Source organism: Shewanella inventionis (genome assembly GCF_014641855.1).
Lineage (GTDB): Bacteria > Pseudomonadota > Gammaproteobacteria > Enterobacterales > Shewanellaceae > Shewanella > Shewanella inventionis.
This window is the reverse complement of sequence record NZ_BMII01000014.1, coordinates 63373-85762: the sequence shown is the minus strand read 5'-3', so window position 1 is coordinate 85762 and position 22390 is coordinate 63373. Positions and strand designations below refer to the sequence as shown.

The window sequence follows — 22390 nt, the reverse complement described above, 5'->3', positions numbered from 1 at the left end:
AGTTAGCTACCAAAAATCCGTTTAAGGAATCCCTTTTTCTCTTCTGTGATAAATCGAACCGGTACATCTTCACCTAATAAGCGTGCGACAGTATCGCTGTAGGCTAAGCCTGCATCACTTTCTTGATCAATAATCACTGGTATACCAGAGTTTGAGGCTTTAAGTACCGACTGAGACTCAGGGATAACCCCAAGCAGTTCGATGGCTAAAATTTCTTTTACATCTTCCACACTGAGCATTTCACCTGTTTTTACTCTAGCAGGTGAATAACGTGTCAGTAATAAATATTCTTTTATTGGCTCGAGTGACTGTTCAGCACGGCGAGAGCGACTTTGTAACATCCCTAAAATTCGGTCTGAGTCGCGTACTGAGCTCACTTCTGGGTTAGTTGTAACAATGGCTATATCTGCAAAATACAAGGCCATCATAGCGCCTTGTTCAATCCCTGCAGGAGAGTCACAAACTATATAGTCAAAGTCTTTAGCGAGATCATCAAGTACTCTGCCAACACCTTCTTTGGTTAAGGCATCTTTGTCACGAGTTTGTGACGCCGGCAAGACAAACAGTTTGTCGCAACGCTTATCTTTTATTAACGCTTGATTAAGGTTTGCTTCACCGTTAATGACGTTAACGAAGTCATACACGACACGACGCTCACAACCCATAATTAAATCAAGGTTACGCAGACCAATATCGAAGTCGATAACAACCGTTTTTTTACCTTTTAAAGCCAACCCCGTGGCAATTGCTGCACTGGATGTTGTTTTTCCCACACCACCTTTACCTGATGTGACAACAATAATTTGCGCCATTTTGTTTTATATCCTTTTATTTGCCAATTATTGAGGCAATGATTCAACTGTGAGAGACTCGCCTTCAAGGCGGACACAACCTCTTTGATTTAGAGCGTATTGTTGTAAATGTTCTGTTAACCAATACTGCCCAGCAATCGACACTAATTCAGCTTCGAGCGAGTTAGCAATAATCACACTTTGATTATCGCCCGCGGCACCTGCCATAGCCTTGCCACGAAGCGCACCGTAGATATGAATGCTACCATCAGCAATGACTTCAGCGCCATTACCAACCGCACCAAAAATGACTAAATCTGCATTTTGTGCGTATATTTGTTGTCCAGAACGCACATTTTGTTTAACAATTTTAGTCGCTCGTTTGGGTAGCTCAGCTTTGGGTGCTTGTTTACCTGATTTTACGACAGCGATGGCCATTTCTTTTGCGTGCGCAATCTGTTCTGCACTTGCATCAGTAATGCCTACGATAATTAAATTTCGATCAGTTAATAATTGCTTAAGTGCATAAAAATCGATTTGGGAATGTTTAATTGCAGCAAGATTCAACACCAAAGGCGCGCCCAAAAAAAATTGAGGAGCTTGGGCTAACTTGTTATCTAACTCAGCAGCAATAAGGTTGAGATCACTCGTATTTATGTGCAGAACTGACAATGTAAAAGACGTGGCTTTTAATTCGAGGTGTTGTTTAGCCATCCCGGCATCGTTCTCCAAAACATCAGCTAGAAACTGATTTACAATTATTTTCTTGAGTCACCATGTTATAGTGTGCTTAGTTGACTATCAAGTTTGAACCTTTGGAAATTTACACTAAAATGATTTGTGCAGTATATAAAAGTAGTAGAAAAGCCGATACATACCTTTTTGTCAAAAAACGTGATGTTTTTGATGATGTTCCCGCACCGTTAATGGATATGTTTGGCGCACCGACATTAGTCATGGTTGTGCCATTATCTAAGCGAGATCATCTTGGGATTGCAGATATTGAGAAGGTAAAAGCGGCTTTAGATGAAAAAGGGTTTTATTTGCAAATACCGCCCCCTGCCATTAATTTGCTCGACCAACACAAACAAGAGATAGGTTTTAAGCAATAAACTGAATCTTTTGAGGAGTAAACAAGACTCATATGATTCTAAAAATCATCTTAAGCACCCTAATTTACTTCTTATTTTCACCTTTGGTGATAGCAAAAAACAGCCATCACCAATTTGAAGATTTTCTTCTTTCTTTACAACAACAATCTATTAGTGCTGGTGTTTCTGCAGACCTTGCAAAGCGCCATATTTCAGAGATTAAAACGTTTAAAAAAGCCAATGCAGCTAATCGAGAACAACACTCATTGGATACATATATTCCGCAAGCGATCCCCGAGATTACCGTGAGCACGGGCAGAACGATGTTACAGCAGCATGATGTGCTGCTGAGTCAATTAAGCCAACGTTATCAGGTTCAACCACGTTTTATTATTGCGCTGTGGGGAGTGACATCTGGTTTTGGTGAGCAATCTGGTAAATATCCGAGTTTGTCTGTGTTAGCGTCTTTGGCATTTAAAGGTGAAAATCAATCTTTTTATGTTAATGAGTTTATTGCAGCGCTTAAACTGATAGAGCAAAAGCAAATCCCTGTATCTTCACTTCTTAGCTCATCAACAGGCGCCATGGGGCAAATGCAAATGATGCCAACGCAAGTGTTACGCTATGCTGTTGATAACGATCAAGACGGCAAGATTGATATTTGGAACAGTACTGAAGATGCTTTTGCTACAGCTGCTAACATGCTACATCAACAAGGGTGGCAATTTGATGCAACTTGGGGCCGACAAGTTAAACCCACCATGATGTTAGACCCTAATTTGTTTGGCATGGAGAGTACTCATACTTTTCCACAGTGGCAGGCCTACGGCATTAGGCGTTTTAACGGGGCAAGTCTTCCGCTTCGCAGTGATATGAATGTATCACTCATTGCTCCAGATGGTACACAAGGTCGTTATTATCTAGTATATGATAATTTTCGTTTACTTCATCAATTTACCTCATCGTTTCATGACTCGTTGGCATTAACTTACCTTTCTGAAAAAATTAAGCAGTAACTCACCTTGCTTTAGGTGTAAAATACTGACAGACGTAAATTATTAACCAGTTAGATTGACAATGATGACTCAGTTTTGGACAACCACCTCGCTTGAAAAAATGACACCAGAGCAATGGGAATCACTATGTGATGGCTGCGGAAAATGTTGTTTAAACAAAATTATCGATGATGAAACCGACGAGCTTTATTACACTAATGCTGCCTGCCATTTATTAGACAGTGAGAGTTGTGGCTGTCGACGCTACATTGAGCGTTTTAAATATGTGCCTGAATGTACAGCTATCACACCAGAGAATATTAGCCAATTAACCTGGTTACCTAATAGCTGCGCTTATCGACGTTTATATTTAGGTAAAGGCTTGCCTAGCTGGCATCCGCTGTTAACTGGCAGTAAAGATGCCATGCATGCAGCGGGCATTTCTGTGCAAGGTAAAACCGTTAATGAAATGAAAGTAAAATATTTAGAAGACTGTATTGTATTGTGGCCACTGCTCGATGTGGAATAACCGTCTTAATTAACAGCAATAAAAAAGACCTTACTTAAGGTCTTTTTTAATTAGCAATATGCTTATTTGTTACTGGTTTTTGAACGCGTTAACGCTGGAAACAACACGATTAAAGCCAGCAATATATAAACGGCAAAACACACCATCATCCATTGTGCCATGCTCACAGACAAAAAAGTCCACACAGAATCACTGCACATACCTGTGGGGGAAAATACTGACGGAAGCCAAACATCTAATGGCATAAAGCTAGGAAACTCAGGGTAAAAAGAGCAGGTTGCAAACGGTGATGGGTTTACCTGCATATCATTAAGATCGTAAGCTAATCGCAACCCCCATATAGATGAAACCAGCCAGCTGCTAATTCCTACAAAACGAATAAACCAGCGTTTAGGTTGTAGCATGCCAATGAGTCCTGCCAATATCAGCCCTAAAACGGCAACCCGTATATAAATGCACATTACGCATGGGGCTAAATCCATTATGTATTGAAAATACAGTGCAGCAAGCTCTAAACCAACCCCAGATAATGCAAGCAAGCCCCAAGAAATACGGCTATGACAAAAGTGCTGTAACCTTAACAAATACTGCTCCTAGTACTTTTTTTAGCTAAAAAAACACCCTCAATTGAGGGCGTTTCAAATCGGTGATTTGACTTTAAAATAATTTACCTATTAAGTCCAATAACCTTGATTATTAATGACCGCTAACCATGCCACCTAAATCTTTGGCAGAATGGTGAATAATCATATGCGAATCATACATTAATTGTGTCATGTCGGTTAAAAAACCGGTTTCAATGGCTAGCACACCCACAATTGATAACACGATTGTATAAGGCAGCGCCATCCATACCATTCGGCCATAAGAAAGACGAATAAGAGGAGCAATTGCAGACGTTAGTAAGAACAAAAACGCAGCTTGACCATTAGGTGTGGCAACCGACGGCAGGTTGGTACCTGTGTTAATAGCAACAGCAAGCAGATCGAATTGATCGCGAGTAATTTGCCCGCTTAATAAAGCCGATTTAACTTCATTAATATAAACCGTACCCACAAACACATTATCACTCACCATAGACAATAAACCGTTAGCAATATAGAAAATCACTAACTGCATATTACCTTCATAGCTCAGTGCCCACTGGATAACTGGCGCAAATAAACCTTGGTCAATAATGACACCGACCACCGCAAAAAATACCGCTAATAATGCTGTAAAGGGTAAGGCTTCTTCAAACGCTTTACCTAATGCATGTTCATCTGTGACGCCATTAAATGCAGTGGCTAAAATGATGACAGATAAGCCAATCAAGCCAACAGATGCCAAATGCAGGGCTAGGCCAACAATTAACCACACACCAATGATGGCCTGGATCACTAACTTCATTTTATCTTGGTTGGTTCTGTGCGAGTCTTCATGCGCAGCATAATCAGTTAAAATACGATGCACCGCATCAGGAAGTTTTGCGCCGTAGCCAAACCATTTGAATTTTTCAACAAGAAAACACGTTAAAATACCCGCAGACAGAACTGGCATTGTCACGGGTGACATACGTAAAAAGAACTCGCCAAACTGCCAATGTGCTTGCGCAGCAATGATCAAGTTTTGTGGCTCACCCACCATAGTACAAACACCACCTAAAGCAGTACCTATACCAGAGTGCATTAGCAGGTTACGTAAAAATGCTCTAAATGATTCAAGTTCATCATTGTTGAGTTGGCCCGATGATTCTGATGTATGGTCATGGCCGTCATTGTCACTAAAACTCTTGCCTGAGGCCACTTTATGATAGATAGAGTAGAAACCTACCGCGACCGCAATAATGACTGCAATAACCGTTAATGCATCTAAGAATGCAGATAGGAATGCTGATGCAGTACAAAACATCAACGACACGACAATTTTAGACCTAACTTTGGTGATCATTTTGGTAAATACAAACAGCAGCAGCTGTTTCATAAAGTAAATACCAGCGACCATGAACACTAATAATAACAGTACTTCTAAGTTAGCTTCTATTTCATGTAGAACTTGGGTGGGCGATGTCATGCCTATCATTACCGCTTCGATAGCAAGCAATCCACCGGGTTGTAACGGATAGCATTTTAATGCCATCGCAAGGGTAAAAATAAACTCCACGACCAGTACCCATCCGGCCACAAATGGACTGACGTAAAAAAACAGCAGGGGATTGATGATTAAAAATGCCAAAATTGCGTATTTGTACCACTTAGGTGAATTACCTAAAAAGTTAACAAATAGCGCCTGACTTTTGGTTGCCTGCATAGCAGCCTCTCCGATATTGTTATTGTGACAGTATTGGTACCATTTATTGATAGCAAACAACACACTATTATTTTCAACAAGTTTGGGAGGATAGAGGCAAGTTCAGATCAAAAACTTGATGAAAATCAATGTTTCATTAATTTTCATCAAACCATGACTGATTTCAGTAATACAACATTGCCTTTTACTGTGTTGAAAATAACCCTGTATTGACTTGGCAAACAATGTGTTAGCGCACATGTGATTGTGGCAAACTCGATATGGTTTTGTATTTTCGTGGCTAGTGTAGCGTAAACAAAAATAATTGTAATGCTATGGTTGTAGCTAAAAATGCTACACACCACTAACAAACTAGCTACATGAGTATATACTAAACTTGTTAGATTTAAGCGACATAAATTTAGGTATGTTGATGATAATAGTCACATATTGTGATGTTTATTGATTAAATTAAATACTAGACATGTATTTGTGTTTAAAAAATAAACATTATATGTGTTGTGGTTAAACAATGGTTTTTATTTTCTACCGCTCTGGTATGATCAGTACAATAGTTTCGCCATTGTTTAGCAATAGGATAAGAAGGCTAATGATCATCAACGCCAAAGGCCCAGCAAGTTTTGCCGAGAAGTATATTGTTCGTTCCATTTGGGAAAACAAGTTTCCACCCGGATCAATTTTACCTGCTGAACGTGAGCTTTCTGAACTCATTGGAGTCACACGTACCACATTGCGTGAAGTGCTGCAGCGATTAGCCCGTGATGGCTGGTTGAAAATTCAACATGGTAAGCCAACCCAAGTGAATAATTTTTGGGAAACCTCAGGGCTTAATATTCTTGAAACGATTGCCGATTTAAATCCCGATGGCTTTCCATTACTAGTCGATCAACTTATGTCAGCTCGTGGCAATGTGAGCAATATTTATTTCCGTGCATCTATTCGTCATAATCCTGACAAAGTGGTAGAGGTATTAGCGGGTATTCATAACCTAGAAAACGATGCTGAAGCGTATGCAGAGTTTGATTACCAACTACATCACACCTTAGCTTTTGCCTCTGGCAATCCATTGTATGTGCTAATTTTAAACGGGTTCAAAGGGCTCTATAACCGCGTTGGCCGTTTCTATTTTTCAAGCCAGGAAGCACGCGAGTTGACCATGCGTTTTTACATTAAACTTGAGCAACTTGCTAAAGATAAAAATTACGCCGATGTACCTTCGCTTATGCGAACTAATGGCATAGAAAGCGGTAAATTATGGCAAAAGTTACGTGATGACATGCCTGCTGAAATAGGTCATGACTTAAGCTAAAGACTTAATCTAAAGACTTAGCTTATATCATGGATTTTGATTTTGACATTGTTCAGTGAAATAAAAAGCCAATCGTTGAGTGATTGGCTTTTATATTTACGCGATGGCGATACCGCCTTGTAAAGGTGTTTCTTGTTCAGCAATGTTAGGGCAGGTTGAAATGACTTTTACCATTCCTAATTCATCTATTTGTTCTAATTTTACATTAAAACCCCACAAGCGGTGTAAGTGCTTGAGTACTTCTTGATGACTGTCTGCTAGCGGAATGTTGTCAAACGGGATGTAGCGTAAGGTGATAGAGCGATCACCGTTAACTTCAACCTGTTGTACCTGAATATTGGGTTCAATATTGGATAAATTATACTGCTGCGACAGTATATTGCGTATTTCTTGATAACCTTGTTCGTCATGGATGGCCGACACTGCTAAGTGACTGCGCTTTTCATCGTCTAATATGCCAAATAACTTAAAGTCTCTGATGACTTTGGGGGATAAATACTGGCTAATGAAACTTTCATCTTTAAAGTTTTGCATCGCAAAATGCACCGTGGTTAACCAATCACTTCCGGCGATATCGGGAAACCATTTTTGATCTTCATCCGTTGGGTTTTCGCAAATCTGCCTAATATCAACAAACATGGCAAAACCAAGAGCATAGGGATTTATCCCATTGTAATAAGGGCTGTTGTAAGCCGGTTGAGCAACAACAGCAGTATGGCTTTGTAAAAACTCCAATATAAAGCGGTCGCTGACTTTGCCTGTGTCGTACAGATGATTCAATATGGTGTAATGCCAAAATGTGGCCCAACCTTCGTTCATGACCTGGGTTTGTTTTTGTGGGTAAAAATATTGCGCCATTTTGCGCACAATTCTAACCAGCTCACGTTGCCAGGGGGCTAATAAAGGGGCGTTTTTTTCGATGAAATACAAGATGTTTTCTTGCGGCTCTTTAGGGAATACCTTGTTGCTTTTTTGCTCTGTTTGTTGTGGTTGAGTGGGAATGGTTCGCCACAAATCGTTAACTTGGGTTTGCAGGTAGTCTTCACGCTCTTTTTGTCGTGCCTGCTCTTCTTTAAATGATACTTCGGCAGGGCGTTTATAACGGTCTACGCCATAGTTCATTAAGGCATGACAAGAGTCGAGGGTTAATTCCACTTGTTCAATACCGTATTTCTCTTCACATTCTCTGATGTAATTTTTGGCAAACACCAAGTAATCAATAATCGAGCTGGCATCAGTCCAGGTTTTAAATAAATAGTTATTTTTAAAAAAGCTGTTATGCCCATAACATGCATGGGCCATCACAAGTGCCTGCATGGTGATGGTGTTTTCTTCCATTAAGTAGGCAATACAAGGATCTGAGTTAATCACAATCTCATAGGCAAGGCCCATTTGACCGCGCTTATATCCTTGCTCGGTTTCAATAAAACGTTTACCAAAAGACCAATGAGTGTAACCAATGGGCATACCAATACCGGCATAGGCATCCATCATTTGTTCAGCGGTAATGATCTCTATTTGATTTTGGTAGGTGTCTAGTTTAAAAAACTCAGCCGCGTTGGCAATTTCGTGTTGGTATTGTTCCAGTAAATCGAATGTCCATTCGGGTCCGTCATCCAACGGCTTACGGGTTGCTTTAACCATGATTGCCCCCTATACAGCTTGTTTTTTAAAGAGTTCGCGAAATACTGGATAAATGTCTTCGACTTCACGAATGTGTTGCACGGCAATATTATCAAATTGTTGTTGTAAACTTTGATACTGTTCCCAGAGCGTTTGGTGGGCTCGGTGGGTGATTTCGATATAACTGAAATAACGCACTTTAGGTAAAATATGGTTAGCCAATAAATCATGGCAGTGTGGCGAATCATCGGACCAATTATCACCATCAGATGCTTGGGCTGCGTATATATTCCACTCATTTTCAGGGTAGCGAGCTTGCGCAATGTCATTCATCAGTTTTAATGCGCTAGATACTATGGTGCCGCCGGTTTCTTGCGAGTAAAAAAACTCATGCTCGTCGACTTCTTTGGCTTGTGTATGGTGACGGATATACACAACTTCTAGGTTTTTATAGCTGCGGGTTAAAAACAAATACAACAATATATAGAAACGTTTGGCGATATCTTTGGTGGCTTGATCCATCGAGCCTGACACATCCATCAAGCAAAACATGACAGCCTGACTGGACGGCTTTTCACGCTTTGCATAGTTGTTGTAACGTAAATCGAACGTGTCGATAAACGGCACATTAGCGATTTGTTTTTTAAGCTGTTCAATTTGCTCTTTTAACGCGAGTATTTTTTCAGCTTGTGAGCCTGGCATATCTTGTAGCTGTTCAAGCTCAGCTTCTAACTCCTTAAGCGCGCGTTTTTTACTACCAGACATCGCAATACGACGCGCCAAAGATGAACGCAGTGAACGAACAATATTAATATTGGCTGGCACGCCGTCATTGGTAAAACCTGCACGGTATGTTTGGTATTCAACTAGTTTATTGAGTCGATTGTTTTGTAGGTTCGGTAGCTCTAGGTCTTCAAATAGCAGCTCAAGGTACTCATCTTTTGAGATATTAAAGACAAAATCGTCTTGACCTTCACCGCTGTCTGAGGCGTCACCTTGGCCCGTACCACCTTGTCCTCCTTGAGGGCGTTGAATTTGATCGCCACGAGTAAACTGATCATTACCCGGGTGGACACGATTACGTTTACCGCCTTGGCCTTGTCTAAATAATGGCTCGCTTATGTCACGAGTTGGGATACTAATTTTTTCACCTTTATCAATATCGGTGACACTGCGACGAGTAACGGCATCACTGACTGCTTTTTTGATTTGTTTTTTATAGCGCTCAATGAAGCGCTGACGATTAACTGTGCTTTTTCCTTTAGCGTTGAGTCGTCTATCTATAAAGTTTGCCATACGCCCCCCAAGTCAACGATCTGGCTGAGTAAGCCTCAGCCAGGGCTGGGTGTTGATTACGATGATTTTCGAACGCGTAAATACCATTCAGACAATAATCGGACTTGTTTCTTGGTATAGCCTTTCTCCATCATCCGATTGACGAAATCATCGTGTTTACGCTGATCATCATTTGAGGTTTTGGCATTGAACGAAATAACAGGTAATAAATCCTCTGTATTGGAAAACATTTTCTTTTCAATCACAGTGCGCAGTTTTTCGTAACTGGTCCACAATGGATTATTACCTTCGTTGTTGGCTCTGGCACGTAAAACGAAGTTAACAATTTCGTTACGGAAATCTTTAGGATTACTGATCCCAGCGGGTTTTTCTATTTTTTCTAACTCGGAATTTAATGCACCTCGGTCAAATAACTGACCAGTTTCAGGATCGCGATATTCTTGATCTTGGATCCAAAAGTCTGCGTAGGTGACATACCGGTCAAAAATGTTTTGGCCATATTCTGAATAAGACTCAAGATAGGCGGTTTGAATTTCTTTACCAATAAATTCAACATACTTAGGGATAAGATAACCTTTTAAAAACTCAAGGTACTTCTCGCCGGTTTCACTCGGGAATTGCTCTTGCTCAATTTGTTTTTCAAGTACATAAAAAAGATGCACTGGATTAGCGGCAATCTCGGCACTGTCAAAGTTAAATACTCGCGATAAAATCTTAAAGGCAAAACGGGTCGATAACCCTTGCATACCTTCATCAACACCGGCGTAATCACGATACTCTTGGTAAGATTTTGCTTTAGGGTCGGTGTCTTTTAAGCTCTCACCATTGTACACACGCATTTTTGAGTAAATAGATGAGTTGTCTGGGGCTTTTAAACGCGACAACACACTAAATTGCGCTAACGTTTCTAGTGTGCCAGGCGCACAAGGAGCCCTCGATAACTCAGAGTTTGCCAGCAGCTTTTGATAAATGGCCATTTCTTCTGAAACGCGTAGACAATAAGGCACTTTGACAATATAAACTCGGTCTAAAAAGGCTTCGTTGTTTTTGTTGTTTCTAAAAGTCGACCATTCTGACTCGTTGGAGTGAGCCAAAATAATTCCATTGTAGGGCAGTGCAGATAAACCCTCGGTACCGTTGTAATTACCTTCCTGAGTGGCAGTTAACAATGGGTGCAGTACTTTAATGGGGGCTTTAAACATCTCAACAAACTCCATTAAGCCCTGATTAGCACGACACAATGCGCCTGAATAAGCGTAAGCATCGGCATCATCTTGTGAGAAATGTTCAAGTTGGCGGATATCAACTTTACCGACGAGGGCAGAAATATCCTGATTATTTTCATCACCGGGCTCGGTTTTGGCGATACCGATTTGATCTAGTACTGATGGATAGACTTTAACCACTCTAAATTTAGAAATGTCACCACCATATTGATGCAGGCGTTTGACAGCCCAAGGCGACATGATGGTTTTAAGGTACCGAGCTGGTATCTTGTATTCGTTTTGCAATAATTCGCTGTCTTCTTCAGGATCAAATAAACAAAACGGATGGTCATTAACTGGGCTGCGCATACCATCAGCACTGAGAATGTAAATGGGCACTTGCTGCATTAATGCTTTGAGTTTTTCTGCCAGAGATGATTTACCGCCACCCACAGGGCCAAGTAAATAGAGGATCTGTTTTGATTCTTCTAAGCCTTGAGCTGAATGTTTTAAATATGCCACGATTTGCTCAATAGAGTCTTCCATGCCATAAAAGTCTTTAAATGCAGGATAACTGGCAATGAGTCGGTTGGAAAATATTCGGCTAAGCACTGGGTTTTTGGCGGTGTCAATCATTTTGGCTTCACCAATAGCCATTAATAACCGCTCAGCAGCAGACACATAAGCGCTTTTGTCTTGCTTACAAATATCAAGAAATTGCTCTAAGGTGTATTCCTCGTCGAGTTTTTTCTCGTAACGTTGTTGATAATGCTCGAAAATGCCCATGATGACCCCCTAAAAGCCTTGCAGTTGTCTACCTTAAAAGCCTAAATGGTACATATCGGACCGTAGGTTAACGTGATAGCGATATTCACGTTATATTAGGCTTTACGACTAAAGTGTAGGACAGGGGGAGCGAGTTAGCTAAATTTTATTTTAAAATAAATTAAATAAAAACAATGACAAACAGTAGCATTTGCAATAGTTGCAAAAATAAAAGTAGTAAGAAAGTTTTATTTTTAATTAATGACGCACATAAAAAAGGAGCCATATAGGCTCCTTACGTTTTACTGTTAATTAAGATTAAGCAGCAAAATTTTTGTTAACAAATTCCCAGTTAACAAGTTGCCAGAAGTGAGCTAAATACTCAGGACGAGCATTACGGTAATCAACGTAATAAGCATGTTCCCATACGTCTACAGTTAATAGTGGAGTAACCGTTTCGTCAGTTAACGGAGTAGCAGCATTGCTAGTGTTAACGATAGCTAGAGAACCGTCAGCTTTTTTCACAAGCCAAGTCCACGCGCTACCAAAGTTGTTTACTGCAGAATCAGTAAATTTAGCTTTGAATTCTTCAAAAGAACCGAAAGAAGCGTTAATCGCAGCAGCGATATCGCCAGTGGCTTCGCCGCCAGCGTTTGGTGCTAAACAGTTCCAGTAAAAAGTGTGGTTCCAAACTTGAGCTGCGTTATTGAACATGCCACCTGTTGAAGTTTTAACTACTTCTTCTAGCGTTTTGCCAGCAAATTCAGTTCCTTCAACTAAACCATTTAGTTTTACCACGTAAGTATTGTGGTGCTTACCGTAATGGTATTCGATAGTTTCTTGTGAAATGTGCGGTTCAAGTGCGTTCTTTGCATAAGGTAATGCTGGTAGTTCGAAAGCCATTATATCTCTCCATGGATTCAGGTTATCGTTTTTGTTTACCCATCAGGTAACATTGCTCTACTGCTATTGTACTGATTATTTTTGTGATGTGAATCATTGTTTAGGGAATTAACCTCAGCGAAACGGGAAAATCGTACAGCAAACAACTCATGGTGCTTAAACTATCGCTTTTGCTACATTTTTTAGTCTTTAATGTATTTTATTTAAGCGTTTTAAGGCTCAATAGGTTAATTGGGACATGATAATGTAAGTTTATGTGGCTATTATTTAAGTGCGGATTTTGTTTAGGGTATTTTTATCTATGTTATAACCATCGATTTGGTCTATTTTAGATTAACCTTACAAATCGTGGCATTTTGTTATTTGTTTAGGTGTCGTACAATAGCAACAATGTGTTCAGTCGTCGTACTTAGGAAATCAAATGGAAACTGTAGAAAAGATTAAGCAGCAAATTAGCGAAAACCCAATCATTGTGTATATGAAAGGCTCGCCTAAATTACCAAGCTGTGGATTTTCATCTCAAGTGGCTCAAGTGATGATCAACTGTGGTGAACAATTTGCATTCGTAGATATTTTACAGCACCCGGATATCCGTGCTGAATTACCAAAATATGCTAACTGGCCAACTTTCCCTCAATTATGGGTAGAAGGCGAGTTAATTGGTGGTTGTGACATCATCACTGAAATGTATCAAAAAGGTGAGCTTCAACCTATCATTAAAGCAACAGCCGACAAGTACCGTAAAGAAGAGTCTGCTGAGTAGTCATAAACCTTGAACAGATTTTAGTGTTATAAAAAAGCCCCAAAGCGAATGCTGTTGGGGCTTTTTAATGTGCTTTGGAAAATAAGCACAAGAATGTGATGATTCTAAGTGGTTAACATCGCTTATAACGTCGTTAGACATTTTAACGGTATAACAACTAGCTCGCTGCAGTTTTTGTCTTATCCTAAGCGATTTTTATTGTGTAATCTCTGATCACTTATTTACCTAATTAGTATTTTTCTGTGTTCAGGTTAGTTATGCCTATTCGTGATGATGTTGTTTTGTTGCAGGTAAAATCAAATTCATGATAATTGCCACAATACCGCACAAACTGATACCCGTTAAACTAAAAGAACCAATCCCAAATGCCATGCCGCCAATCCCAAAGACTAACGTGACACCCACAATACTTAGATTACGTGGTTCTGATAAATCCACTTGATGACGGATCAAGGTATTAAGGCCTACCGCAGCGATAGAGCCAAACAATAAGCACATAATGCCACCCATAACCGGTACAGGTATGGTTTGCATTAAGGCTCCAAGCTTGCCAACAAAAGCTAGGGTAATCGCGGTAATGGCTGTCCAGGTCATAATTCGTGGGTCAAAACTTTTGGTTAATGTGACCGCGCCTGTCACTTCACTGTATGTTGTGTTTGGCGGGCCGCCTAGAGCAGATGCCGCGATGGTCGCAATACCGTCACCTGTTAACGTGCGGTGTAGGCCTGGCTTTTTAAGGTAATCTTTTCCTGTCACATTTGAAATCGCCAAAATATCACCAATGTGTTCAACTGCAGGGGCAATGGCGACTGGGATCATGAATAATATGGCATGCCAGTTAAACTCTGGTGCAACAAAGTTTGGCATAGCTAACCATGCAGCTTGTGTTACAGGAGTAAAGTCGACAATACCAAAAGCTAAACTTGCACCGTAGCCGACTAAAATGCCGGCAAGGATTGGCATTAAACGAACTAAGCCCTTAGCAAACACGGCAACTAAAACGGTGGTGATTAATGCGGCAAGGGATATCATTAATGCGGTGTTTTGTTCAACAATCACTAGGCTGCCATCACCACTTTTGCCAAGCGCCATATTAACGGCAACAGGGGCTAAGCCCAAACCAATTATCATAATAACAGGGCCAACAACTACAGGCGGTAAAAGGCGGTGAATAAAACCTGTGCCACGTAATTTGACTGATAACCCCAGTAACATGTATACCACACCAGCGGCCATTAATCCGCCCATAGTGGCTGGAATTCCCCAGGTTTGTACGCCATATAAAATCGGTGCAATAAAGGCAAATGATGAGGCTAAAAAGATAGGGACTTGGCGTTTGGTGACGAGTTGAAACAACAGGGTACCAAAACCAGCGGTAAACAGGGCAACGCTAGTGTCTAGGCCAGTTAATAATGGCATTAGCACCAGTGCCCCAAATGCGACAAATAACATTTGTGCGCCTTGAAGCGGAATTAACACGCGTTTCATATTATTCTCCATCATTAATTAGCGTGTGATTAAACGGCGCGAATTGTCACACAAAAACCAGTGTTTTCATAACCTGTATTAGGCCTATGTAGCGATTATAGTTATTTGATATCGCTACAATACTTGGTCAAAATGGCCTGCACTGAAAAAGAGTTTTCGTTATCCATTTTTTATTATGATATAATTTTGCTACTTATATTCTTCGCGTTTATTTTATCAGATGCTGAAAAAACTAATAAATCTCATTGCGTTACCGCTAGTCGTGTTTATCTCAATTTCACTCGTTCAAGCTGCTGAAGTCAGTAAGCTAGAAGAAGCCGATATTGCGGTAAGTTCACGTGCAAACGATGTTAAAGACAATGCGTTAAAAGAAGCGCTGGCTGCGGTGTTTTTAAAAAATTCCGGTAGTCCGAGTGTGGTGTTAAACCCACTGATTAAAGCGCAAATAAATGAGCCTGAGGTTATTTTGACCCAGTATGGCTATTTTGAGCAAAATGGTGAGTTAATGCTTAAAGCCAGTTTTGATCACCAAAGAGTCGTTGCCAAATTACGCGAAGCGGGATTGCCTGTGTGGGGCAGTCAACGTCCATTGACCTTAATGTGGATAACGATTGATGAAAATAGCGAACCCACTATTTTAGCTGATGCTTCTTTGTCTGACATTCGTAATGATTTAACTCAAGAGTCTGCCAATAAAGGCATACCGGTTATGTTACCGATTATGGATTTAGATGACGTGATGGGCGTGACGGTAAATGACGTACGTGGTGGGTTTACGGATGTGGTATTTGTTGCCTCTGCGCGTTACCAATCTGATTACTTTGCCATTGCCAATATTCAAAATCAGGCAAACAGTGTGTTGTTTTCAATTAAATTGTTCAATAAAACAAGAACCAATGGTGTGTTACAGCCTTTAGTTAATCAGCAAGGCGAAGCGGCTGATAATCAACAAGCAGTAAAACGCATGATGAGTATTTTGGCTGATTACCACATTAGCCAATATGCCATAGCATCAACAGGCAGTAATGCAGCCACAGAAGTGAGTTTTTCTGGCTTAAGTAATATGAGCCAAGTGGTTAATATTGAAGCCTATTTGAGTCAGTTGAGTGCAATTAAATCGATTAGTTTACATTCGTTCAAAGGCAGCACTGCCACCTATAACCTTGTGTTATATAGCAATGTGGATGACTTGCAACGTTTGCTGGATATTGACAGTCGATTATCTAAATTAGACACCATGGGCAGTGTCGAGTCATTTTATCAACAAAAAACAGACGTATCGCAGCCAAAGTTAATCTATCAATGGTTAGGGCAATAAGTCAGTAAAAGGTGGCGCTCTGTAATTATAGGGCGCTTACATGTATAATAACGTTTGTTCGTTTATGATGTTGAGACTTATCTGAGTGACACAAAACTCACCAAGACAATTATCTTTACCCGTTTATTTACCTGACGATGAAACCTTTCAAAGTTACTATCCGGCGTCGGGTAATGATGAGCTTATCCAAAAGCTCCAAGCCAGTGCTGAAGGTAAATTGACGTCCTCTTTGTATGTTTATGGTCCTGAAAAGTCAGGTCGCACTCATTTAATGCATGCGGCGTGTGCCCACGCAAATGATTTAGAGCGACGTACCTTATATATTCCACTTGGGATCCACGCCAGTATTTCGCCTGCTTTATTTGAAGGACTCGAATCACTAGAACTTATTTGTATCGATGATGTTGAAGCCATTGCCGGACATCCTGTGTGGGAAGAAGCTATTTTTCATCTGTATAATCGTATTGCAGAGCAGCAAGATTGTCGTTTAATTGTCAGTGGTAATGCATCGCCCTCAGAGGTAGGATTCTCTCTGCCAGACCTCGTCTCACGTATGCAATGGGGATTAATTTATCAGCTTCAACCCATGGCCGATGATGAAAAGCTTGCCGCATTACAACGGCGCGCCGCAATGCGCGGTTTGCAGTTATCTGATGAAGTAGGGCGCTTTTTACTCACCCGTATGGCACGTGATTTACGTACCTTATTTGATGTGCTCGATAAGCTTGATAAAGCTTCGATGGTGCATCAGCGTAAACTGACCATTCCATTTATTAAAGAAATGCTTAGGTTATAAAACACGCTTATCCATGCCGCGAGCATGCAGTCTCATTAAAAATGACAATAAAAAACGCCAAATGAATTCATTTGGCGTTTTTGTTTATCTAAGGTAGTGATACCAATCAGCAAAAGAATGTGATCATTCTTAGTGGTTAACATCGCTTATAACGTCGTTAGAAATTTTGACGTTAGAACAACTAGCTTGCTGCAATTTCTGCTTTATTCTAAGCGATTTTTCCTACGTAATATCTGATTAACCTCAACTCTGGTTAAGAGATGAATAAATAACCTTGATTCTAACAATAACTCCATACGATACATTCAAACTTGAAATTTGCGCTGATAACTAGGCAAATTTACGCGTCAATAGCTAGTCTATTGCAAGTGAATTTAACAACGTGATCAGTGCAAAGAGCTGTTTGAAATGCATTTATTATCCAGAGTTGAGGTTGATTACTTATTTATCCTGATTGGTATGACTAATGCGCATGTTGGTCGCCACTAAACTGTAAAGGCTGATTATCAATGACAGTGATTTCAGTTTGGCTAGCGACTTTTTGTGGCGATGTAGATTGATCTGCTGTTAAAACTAAATTTTGCGCCCAGGTTTGGCCTTTCACTAACGCAACGGGCTCTGGTAAACCGTCCATCACGAGTTGGGTGTTAATATCAGGCAGCATTTGGCCAAGAACGTAGCTGGCGCGATCGCGCAATTCAGCCTGTCCAACTCGGCCGCGCACTCCCCATTCAACGGTAATGGTTGAGCTTGTTTGTACTTCGGGTTTATCCGTAATAGCGATATCACGCAAAATACCGTAACGATGGCTCATCATTATTTCTTCAAACAACATGGCAACATCTTCACGTTTTGACGAGTAAGCATAATCATCATTTGCTAAATCATTAGCAAAAAATTCAGCGACATCACTAGGGGTATAGGCTTTTTGAGTACTGTTTGCAGATTCCCCTGCGTATTGAACCTTAGCAAGGCCATACATTTCATCACTGAGTAATGGATAGCGCAGTTGAAGTTGGCTTGATGGCATGTCATTTGAAGCAAAGCGACGATCAAACTCTTCTCTTAGGCTCGGTCCTTGCAGCGTGGCATGAATACTTTGCGGGTAATAGTCATTGGCATGAGCCAGTTCGTGGTAAAGGAGATCTGCTAAATTATAAGACATATTATCCATGCTGCGGTTCGTTTGGTTGCCTTTTTCGATATATTCGCCAGCATACGCATTATCTTTAACATAACGGTATGGAGATAAGTAGTTTAAGTCTTCACCAAAATTACTGCGAAAGTCTGGGGTTTCGTTAATGGTGTCACGCTGGGCAGACGTCAGCCATAAATATTCAGGGTCGATATAGATAGCTCCGATATAACCCGAATAATAAGCTGGCCTGATATCGTAACTGATAATAACAGCCGTTACTGATTGTAATAGCTCAACAAAGTCAGTGTTTGTTTGTGCACGAAGGAAAGTTTCAAAATTCTGTCCCATCCAGTCGTGGGACACCACGACTCTGTCCATTATGGTATCAATCGGGTCTGGCTGACTGTCTTGGCTAATAAATGGTAGCTCGTTGAGGATATTACACGGGGCAATTTGCTGGTTAGAGTAAGTACAGTTAACAAGGTTATCTGCATAAGCTGAATCTGCTTTGTAGGGGTGTACCCGTGCGAGAGGGTAGCTATAGTATGGCTTTGATGGGATAGCTTGCTCTTTTGTGACAAGTAAATGCACATCATCACTGACTGTTTGGCCGTCAAAGGTTGCTGTGGCTTTTAGGCTAATAAGTTTGTCGCTGTTTACGTCTGGTGCGTTAAACAGTGGTCGATTAAGGTCAGTTAAATCGACGCTATTAAAACCTACGTTGTCGATGTTTGGGTACATGCACCAGCTGATCTCTGTGGGCACCTGGCCATTTATATTTTGAATTCTTAAACTAGCATCTATATTTGCCACCATTTGATGGTCATTGTTAATCCGTAAAATATTATCAGTAGAGTCAGCAGTTATTGACACCACCTCTTCATAATTGCTCGAACCGCCTGTTACCGTCACTTTAAAACTGTAGTTATCGTTACTATTGGGTGTAAAGGCTAATACTGGGCTATTCACTGAGGCTAACTCAAGGCTAGGGCCTGAGACTTGTTGCCATAGAAACGTACGACCGGCACTGTCTTGATCGGCAATAGATGCAGTAATACTGCCAGGTTTATTGGCTGCATAATCCTGTTCAACGATAAAAACCAGTTCAGAATCGGTGGATATTAAGCTTGTGCTTGAATCGTCACTGCAGATCTCAAAAGCTGAAGAGAATGGTACGCCTGAGTTGTCATCAGAAGAGTCTCCTCCACATGCACTGACTAATATGGCACTGGCTATAAGACTGTAAAGGCTTACATTACGCGATGCTTTCATTAAACGACTCCATGTTTATTTTTTAGAATTATAAAATACACTTATATAACATCTTGTTAGCGTATTAACCTAGCACGTATTGTTTGTTTAATGCAATAAACAAAAAAGCGCCCAAAGGCGCTTTTGCAACATACATATAACAGGCATAATTCTACTGTTGTTCAGATTTTTTCTTTAATCCTAAGCCCAATTCGCGGCCGCGTTTGCGGGCATAAAAAGGGAACGTAACTAACAAGATACAAATCAATATTGATTCAATGAGGGCAAAGACAAGCGCGTCATTGGTGACATAAGCTAGGGTTAATCCATGCAGTAAATACACGCACAAAATGAAGCTAGCCCAAGCATAAGTATATGGGTTACCGGTAATGATGCCTTTAAGGGGAAATAATAAAGGCACAATCCAAATTAAACTAAAACCAAGCGAATAGGTGCCATTTAAGCCCTGTTGAATAAACCAGCCGCTAAGCAGCAAGAGTAATGCAAGGTAACCAATACGGCTGAGTTGGAACAAGGTTTGTGTGGTCATTATGTTGCTCGTTACAGAATAGATAAAACATTTTCAGGTGGACGACCAATGGCGGCTTTGTTGTTAGCCAATACGATAGGACGTTCAATTAATTTTGGTGTAGCAACCATTGCGCTAATCAATTGTGCTTCAGTGAGTGCAGGGTTGGCTAAATTTTGGGCTTTATATTCATCTTCTTTGGTGCGCATCATTTGGCGAGCGCTCACACCGAGTAACGATAAAATATTATTAATTTCAGCTTCACTAGGCGGTTGCTTTAAGTATTCAACTACAGTGATGTCAGCTCCGTTCGCTTCTAGTAATGCGAGTGTTTCACGACTTTTTGAGCAGCGAGGATTGTGTAAAATTGTTGTTTTAGTTTTAGTCATTGGACATTCCGTCATAAAAAATGGCAAACAATACGTTTGCCATTATTCTATCAAAAATTTACGCGTAAAGAGATACAGTTATATCTACTTAAACTGGTCCATTTCCCTGTCAGCTTGTCTAAACTGTCGGATCCTTGCTTCAATTCGGGCTAATTGCAAGGTTTTGCCTTCTGAGTAACGATAAGCGTAGTTAAGTTGGTCAATCGCACCTTGATAGTTTGCTGTTAACGCCATAATTTCGGCATTACTGTAATATTCAAGCGCTTTGTTATCGAGCTTACGATATGCATCAGCCATTATTTGGTATGGCAGCATGTTTTTCTTGTCAAAAAAGATAAGCTCTTCAAGTAGCGGGATCGCTTTTAAGGGTTGATCTGCTTCAACATAAATATTGGCCAGGTTGGTGTTAATGACTTGCGATGTTGGTTTTAACTTACGTTGCCCTTCAAGTAAAGCAATGGCGGAAGCATAGTCTTTCTTTTGGGCTAACAGGTCTGTTTTAGTGTCGAGATAAAATAGATTATTATCATCTTTTTTGAGTAACGCATCGATAATAGTTTCTGCTTGATCAAACTTTTCTAAACGGAATAACGCTAATGCTTTACCGTAGAGAGCGGCATCTTCAAATGTGTAATTGTTTTTATTGAGTTGTTGTTCAAATAACGATAATGCACCATCGTCACTGTAGTTAGAAAAGCGGACTTGAATACGCGCTTTAGCGAGTTGGTAATTAAGGCTGTCAGGCACAAATCGATTTGGATATTGAGCCGCGCGGTTTCGGGCTTCAGTAATACGAGACTCAGGCAATGGGTGAGTTAACAACATTTGTGGTGGCGTTGTTGAAAAACGGTAACGAGCTGCAAGTTGGCCAAAAAATGTTGCAGCAGCATTGGGATTAAAACCCGCATCAACCATGATTTGCATGCCTATTCTATCGGCTTCTTTTTCATGTAGACGGGTATAGTTTATTTTTGATTGAGTTGCCAAGGCCTGTGTTGTTGCTAATGCTGCCATCCCCGCTTGTGGGGCGGCAATGGTTAATAAAATCGCGCCTAACATACCTGCAATAGTCGCTGTTGAACTTTTTTGCTGAGCCTCAAGTGAGCGGGCTAAATGTCGTTGAGTCACGTGGGTGACTTCGTGTGCCAGGACTGAGGCTAATTCGCTTTCGTTGTCTGCATTTAAAAATAGCCCAGTATGAACACCGACATGTCCACCAAAAAAAGCAAAAGCGTTAATTTCATCATTGCGCAGTAAAAAGAAGTAAAAAGGGGTTTTTACTCCAGTTGCATTGGCAACTAATTTATTACCAAGCTCAGATAAATATTGCGAAAGCACAGGGTCATTTAATACCGGTGCAGATGAGCGGATCACCCGCATGTATGCGTCACCATACACACTTTCTTTTTCTAAACTGAAGGTGTTAACAGCTGCGGTGCCAAGATCGGGAAGATCGTTATTGGCAAAACTATGGGCAATACTACCGGCAAATACAATGCTAATGGCAGTGGCTGTTAATGCTTTTGAAAAGGTCGATAATGATAATTTACGCAAGCGAAACCTATAATGCTAAATGAGTCGTAAGTTCTTGGCTTAACGCACAAGTTGGTTTTGCAACATCGCTTGTGGTTTGTTGTTCAAGCTAGGATAATAGCCCTAGAATGATTAAAGCAAGTTCATAATGATTTTTATTGATTTAACACCGTATTCTTGTCCTTATCCTTTAGTGAAAGTGAAACTTTTACTCAAGGATTTAGCAGTGGGTGAAACGTTACATGTTCTTCTCTCTGACCACGGTTCTCGTCGAGATGTTCCCTTGTTAATGAAAAAAATGGGTTTTGGTATTGAAATTGTCAACGATGAACCGCATTGTTTATCGATGTTGATTACCAAAACAAACTAATTAGTGTTTTATATATAAA

At 40.5% G+C, this 22390-nt stretch carries 21 protein-coding genes; 8 read left to right on the top strand and 13 right to left on the bottom strand.

The genetic code is table 11. From position 1 onward, the window contains the following. Positions 1-2 precede the first annotated feature (2 nt). Positions 3-812: a septum site-determining protein MinD gene (minD, locus tag IEW93_RS09725; RefSeq protein ID WP_188739144.1), complete on the bottom strand. Its 810-nt coding sequence runs from the start codon at positions 810-812 to the stop codon at positions 3-5. 27 nt (positions 813-839) lie between these two features. Continuing rightward, positions 840-1505 (bottom strand): septum site-determining protein MinC, encoded by a 666-nt coding sequence (minC, locus tag IEW93_RS09720; protein ID WP_188739143.1) that lies wholly within the window; start codon positions 1503-1505, stop codon positions 840-842. Between the two features lie 119 nt (positions 1506-1624). Here minC and IEW93_RS09715 point away from each other — a divergent pair, with 119 nt between their 5' ends. From IEW93_RS09715 to IEW93_RS09705, 3 genes are all read left to right on the top strand, one after another. Continuing rightward, positions 1625-1903: a YcgL domain-containing protein gene (locus tag IEW93_RS09715; RefSeq protein ID WP_188739142.1), complete on the top strand. Its 279-nt coding sequence runs from the start codon at positions 1625-1627 to the stop codon at positions 1901-1903. 32 nt (positions 1904-1935) lie between these two features. Next, positions 1936-2898, top strand: a complete 963-nt coding sequence (locus IEW93_RS09710) for a lytic murein transglycosylase (protein ID WP_188739141.1) — start codon at positions 1936-1938, stop codon at positions 2896-2898. A 61-nt stretch (positions 2899-2959) separates the two neighbouring features. Beyond that, positions 2960-3406 carry a YcgN family cysteine cluster protein gene (locus IEW93_RS09705; protein WP_188739140.1) on the top strand — a complete coding sequence of 149 codons (447 nt, stop codon included), beginning with the start codon at positions 2960-2962 and terminating at the stop codon, positions 3404-3406. A 62-nt stretch (positions 3407-3468) separates the two neighbouring features. On the opposite strand, the gene dsbB is transcribed toward IEW93_RS09705, so the two are convergent. Both dsbB and nhaB read right to left on the bottom strand, forming a co-directional pair. Further along, positions 3469-3990: a disulfide bond formation protein DsbB gene (gene dsbB / locus IEW93_RS09700; protein ID WP_188739139.1), complete on the bottom strand. Its 522-nt coding sequence runs from the start codon at positions 3988-3990 to the stop codon at positions 3469-3471. Between the two features lie 112 nt (positions 3991-4102). Next, entirely contained in the window at positions 4103-5695 is a 1593-nt protein-coding gene (gene nhaB, locus IEW93_RS09695) for a sodium/proton antiporter NhaB (RefSeq protein WP_188739138.1), read from the bottom strand. Positions 5696-6284: 589 nt separating this feature from the next. Here nhaB and fadR point away from each other — a divergent pair. Then, on the top strand, positions 6285-7004 hold the full coding sequence (gene fadR, locus IEW93_RS09690) for a fatty acid metabolism transcriptional regulator FadR (protein ID WP_188739137.1): 720 nt from the start codon (positions 6285-6287) through the stop codon (positions 7002-7004). Positions 7005-7100: 96 nt separating this feature from the next. Here the strand turns inward: fadR and IEW93_RS09685 are convergent, their stop codons facing one another. From IEW93_RS09685 to sodB, 4 genes are all read right to left on the bottom strand, one after another. After that, on the bottom strand, positions 7101-8648 hold the full coding sequence (locus IEW93_RS09685) for a SpoVR family protein (RefSeq protein WP_188739136.1): 1548 nt from the start codon (positions 8646-8648) through the stop codon (positions 7101-7103). 9 nt (positions 8649-8657) lie between these two features. After that, complete coding sequence (locus tag IEW93_RS09680; protein ID WP_188739135.1) at positions 8658-9923, bottom strand: YeaH/YhbH family protein; 1266 nt, start codon at positions 9921-9923, stop codon at positions 8658-8660. A gap of 56 nt (positions 9924-9979) precedes the next feature. After that, the gene (locus IEW93_RS09675) at positions 9980-11914 is read right to left on the bottom strand and encodes a PrkA family serine protein kinase (protein WP_188739134.1); all 1935 of its coding nucleotides are present in this window, start codon (positions 11912-11914) and stop codon (positions 9980-9982) included. Positions 11915-12211: 297 nt separating this feature from the next. Next, positions 12212-12796, bottom strand: coding sequence for a superoxide dismutase [Fe] (gene sodB, locus IEW93_RS09670; protein WP_188739133.1), 585 nt, complete (start codon positions 12794-12796; stop codon positions 12212-12214). 421 nt (positions 12797-13217) lie between these two features. Here sodB and IEW93_RS09665 point away from each other — a divergent pair, with 421 nt between their 5' ends. Then, positions 13218-13559 (top strand): Grx4 family monothiol glutaredoxin, encoded by a 342-nt coding sequence (locus IEW93_RS09665; protein WP_188739132.1) that lies wholly within the window; start codon positions 13218-13220, stop codon positions 13557-13559. A 261-nt stretch (positions 13560-13820) separates the two neighbouring features. On the opposite strand, the gene IEW93_RS09660 is transcribed toward IEW93_RS09665, so the two are convergent. Beyond that, positions 13821-15047 (bottom strand): uracil-xanthine permease family protein, encoded by a 1227-nt coding sequence (locus tag IEW93_RS09660; RefSeq protein WP_188739131.1) that lies wholly within the window; start codon positions 15045-15047, stop codon positions 13821-13823. Between the two features lie 220 nt (positions 15048-15267). On the opposite strand from IEW93_RS09660, the gene IEW93_RS09655 reads away from it, so the two are divergent. Together IEW93_RS09655 and hda are read left to right on the top strand one after the other, a co-directional pair. Further along, positions 15268-16365 carry a DUF2066 domain-containing protein gene (locus IEW93_RS09655; RefSeq protein WP_188739130.1) on the top strand — a complete coding sequence of 366 codons (1098 nt, stop codon included), beginning with the start codon at positions 15268-15270 and terminating at the stop codon, positions 16363-16365. An 85-nt stretch (positions 16366-16450) separates the two neighbouring features. Continuing rightward, on the top strand, positions 16451-17161 hold the full coding sequence (gene hda / locus IEW93_RS09650) for a DnaA inactivator Hda (protein WP_188739129.1): 711 nt from the start codon (positions 16451-16453) through the stop codon (positions 17159-17161). Positions 17162-17624: 463 nt separating this feature from the next. On the opposite strand, the gene IEW93_RS09645 is transcribed toward hda, so the two are convergent. The 4 genes from IEW93_RS09645 to bepA all read right to left on the bottom strand — a co-directional run bounded on the left by IEW93_RS09645 (position 17625) and on the right by bepA (position 22022). Beyond that, positions 17625-19571 carry a PKD domain-containing protein gene (locus tag IEW93_RS09645; RefSeq protein ID WP_188739128.1) on the bottom strand — a complete coding sequence of 649 codons (1947 nt, stop codon included), beginning with the start codon at positions 19569-19571 and terminating at the stop codon, positions 17625-17627. Positions 19572-19722: 151 nt separating this feature from the next. Then, positions 19723-20100 (bottom strand): DUF2069 domain-containing protein, encoded by a 378-nt coding sequence (locus IEW93_RS09640; RefSeq protein WP_188739127.1) that lies wholly within the window; start codon positions 20098-20100, stop codon positions 19723-19725. A gap of 11 nt (positions 20101-20111) precedes the next feature. Beyond that, on the bottom strand, positions 20112-20468 hold the full coding sequence (gene arsC / locus IEW93_RS09635; RefSeq protein ID WP_188739126.1) for an arsenate reductase (glutaredoxin): 357 nt from the start codon (positions 20466-20468) through the stop codon (positions 20112-20114). 84 nt (positions 20469-20552) lie between these two features. Further along, on the bottom strand, positions 20553-22022 hold the full coding sequence (gene bepA / locus IEW93_RS09630) for a beta-barrel assembly-enhancing protease (RefSeq protein ID WP_188739125.1): 1470 nt from the start codon (positions 22020-22022) through the stop codon (positions 20553-20555). Between the two features lie 127 nt (positions 22023-22149). On the opposite strand from bepA, the gene IEW93_RS09625 reads away from it, so the two are divergent. Then, positions 22150-22371, top strand: a complete 222-nt coding sequence (locus IEW93_RS09625) for a sulfurtransferase TusA family protein (protein WP_188739124.1) — start codon at positions 22150-22152, stop codon at positions 22369-22371. Positions 22372-22390 lie beyond the last annotated feature (19 nt).

Bases quoted from the DNA above. Each gene is read 5' to 3' on its own strand.
- minD (WP_188739144.1), bottom strand. From the start codon at position 812: ATGGCGCAAATTATTGTTGTCACATCAGGTAAAGGTGGTGTGGGAAAA.
- minC (WP_188739143.1), bottom strand. From the start codon at position 1,505: ATGGCTAAACAACACCTCGAATTAAAAGCCACGTCTTTTACATTGTCA.
- IEW93_RS09715 (WP_188739142.1), top strand. From the start codon at position 1,625: ATGATTTGTGCAGTATATAAAAGTAGTAGAAAAGCCGATACATACCTT.
- IEW93_RS09710 (WP_188739141.1), top strand. From the start codon at position 1,936: ATGATTCTAAAAATCATCTTAAGCACCCTAATTTACTTCTTATTTTCA.
- IEW93_RS09705 (WP_188739140.1), top strand. From the start codon at position 2,960: ATGATGACTCAGTTTTGGACAACCACCTCGCTTGAAAAAATGACACCA.
- nhaB (WP_188739138.1), bottom strand. From the start codon at position 5,695: ATGCAGGCAACCAAAAGTCAGGCGCTATTTGTTAACTTTTTAGGTAAT.
- fadR (WP_188739137.1), top strand. From the start codon at position 6,285: ATGATCATCAACGCCAAAGGCCCAGCAAGTTTTGCCGAGAAGTATATT.
- IEW93_RS09685 (WP_188739136.1), bottom strand. From the start codon at position 8,648: ATGGTTAAAGCAACCCGTAAGCCGTTGGATGACGGACCCGAATGGACA.
- IEW93_RS09680 (WP_188739135.1), bottom strand. From the start codon at position 9,923: ATGGCAAACTTTATAGATAGACGACTCAACGCTAAAGGAAAAAGCACA.
- IEW93_RS09675 (WP_188739134.1), bottom strand. From the start codon at position 11,914: ATGGGCATTTTCGAGCATTATCAACAACGTTACGAGAAAAAACTCGAC.
- sodB (WP_188739133.1), bottom strand. From the start codon at position 12,796: ATGGCTTTCGAACTACCAGCATTACCTTATGCAAAGAACGCACTTGAA.
- IEW93_RS09665 (WP_188739132.1), top strand. From the start codon at position 13,218: ATGGAAACTGTAGAAAAGATTAAGCAGCAAATTAGCGAAAACCCAATC.
- IEW93_RS09660 (WP_188739131.1), bottom strand. From the start codon at position 15,047: ATGAAACGCGTGTTAATTCCGCTTCAAGGCGCACAAATGTTATTTGTC.
- IEW93_RS09655 (WP_188739130.1), top strand. From the start codon at position 15,268: ATGCTGAAAAAACTAATAAATCTCATTGCGTTACCGCTAGTCGTGTTT.
- IEW93_RS09645 (WP_188739128.1), bottom strand. From the start codon at position 19,571: ATGAAAGCATCGCGTAATGTAAGCCTTTACAGTCTTATAGCCAGTGCC.
- IEW93_RS09640 (WP_188739127.1), bottom strand. From the start codon at position 20,100: ATGACCACACAAACCTTGTTCCAACTCAGCCGTATTGGTTACCTTGCA.
- arsC (WP_188739126.1), bottom strand. From the start codon at position 20,468: ATGACTAAAACTAAAACAACAATTTTACACAATCCTCGCTGCTCAAAA.
- IEW93_RS09625 (WP_188739124.1), top strand. From the start codon at position 22,150: ATGATTTTTATTGATTTAACACCGTATTCTTGTCCTTATCCTTTAGTG.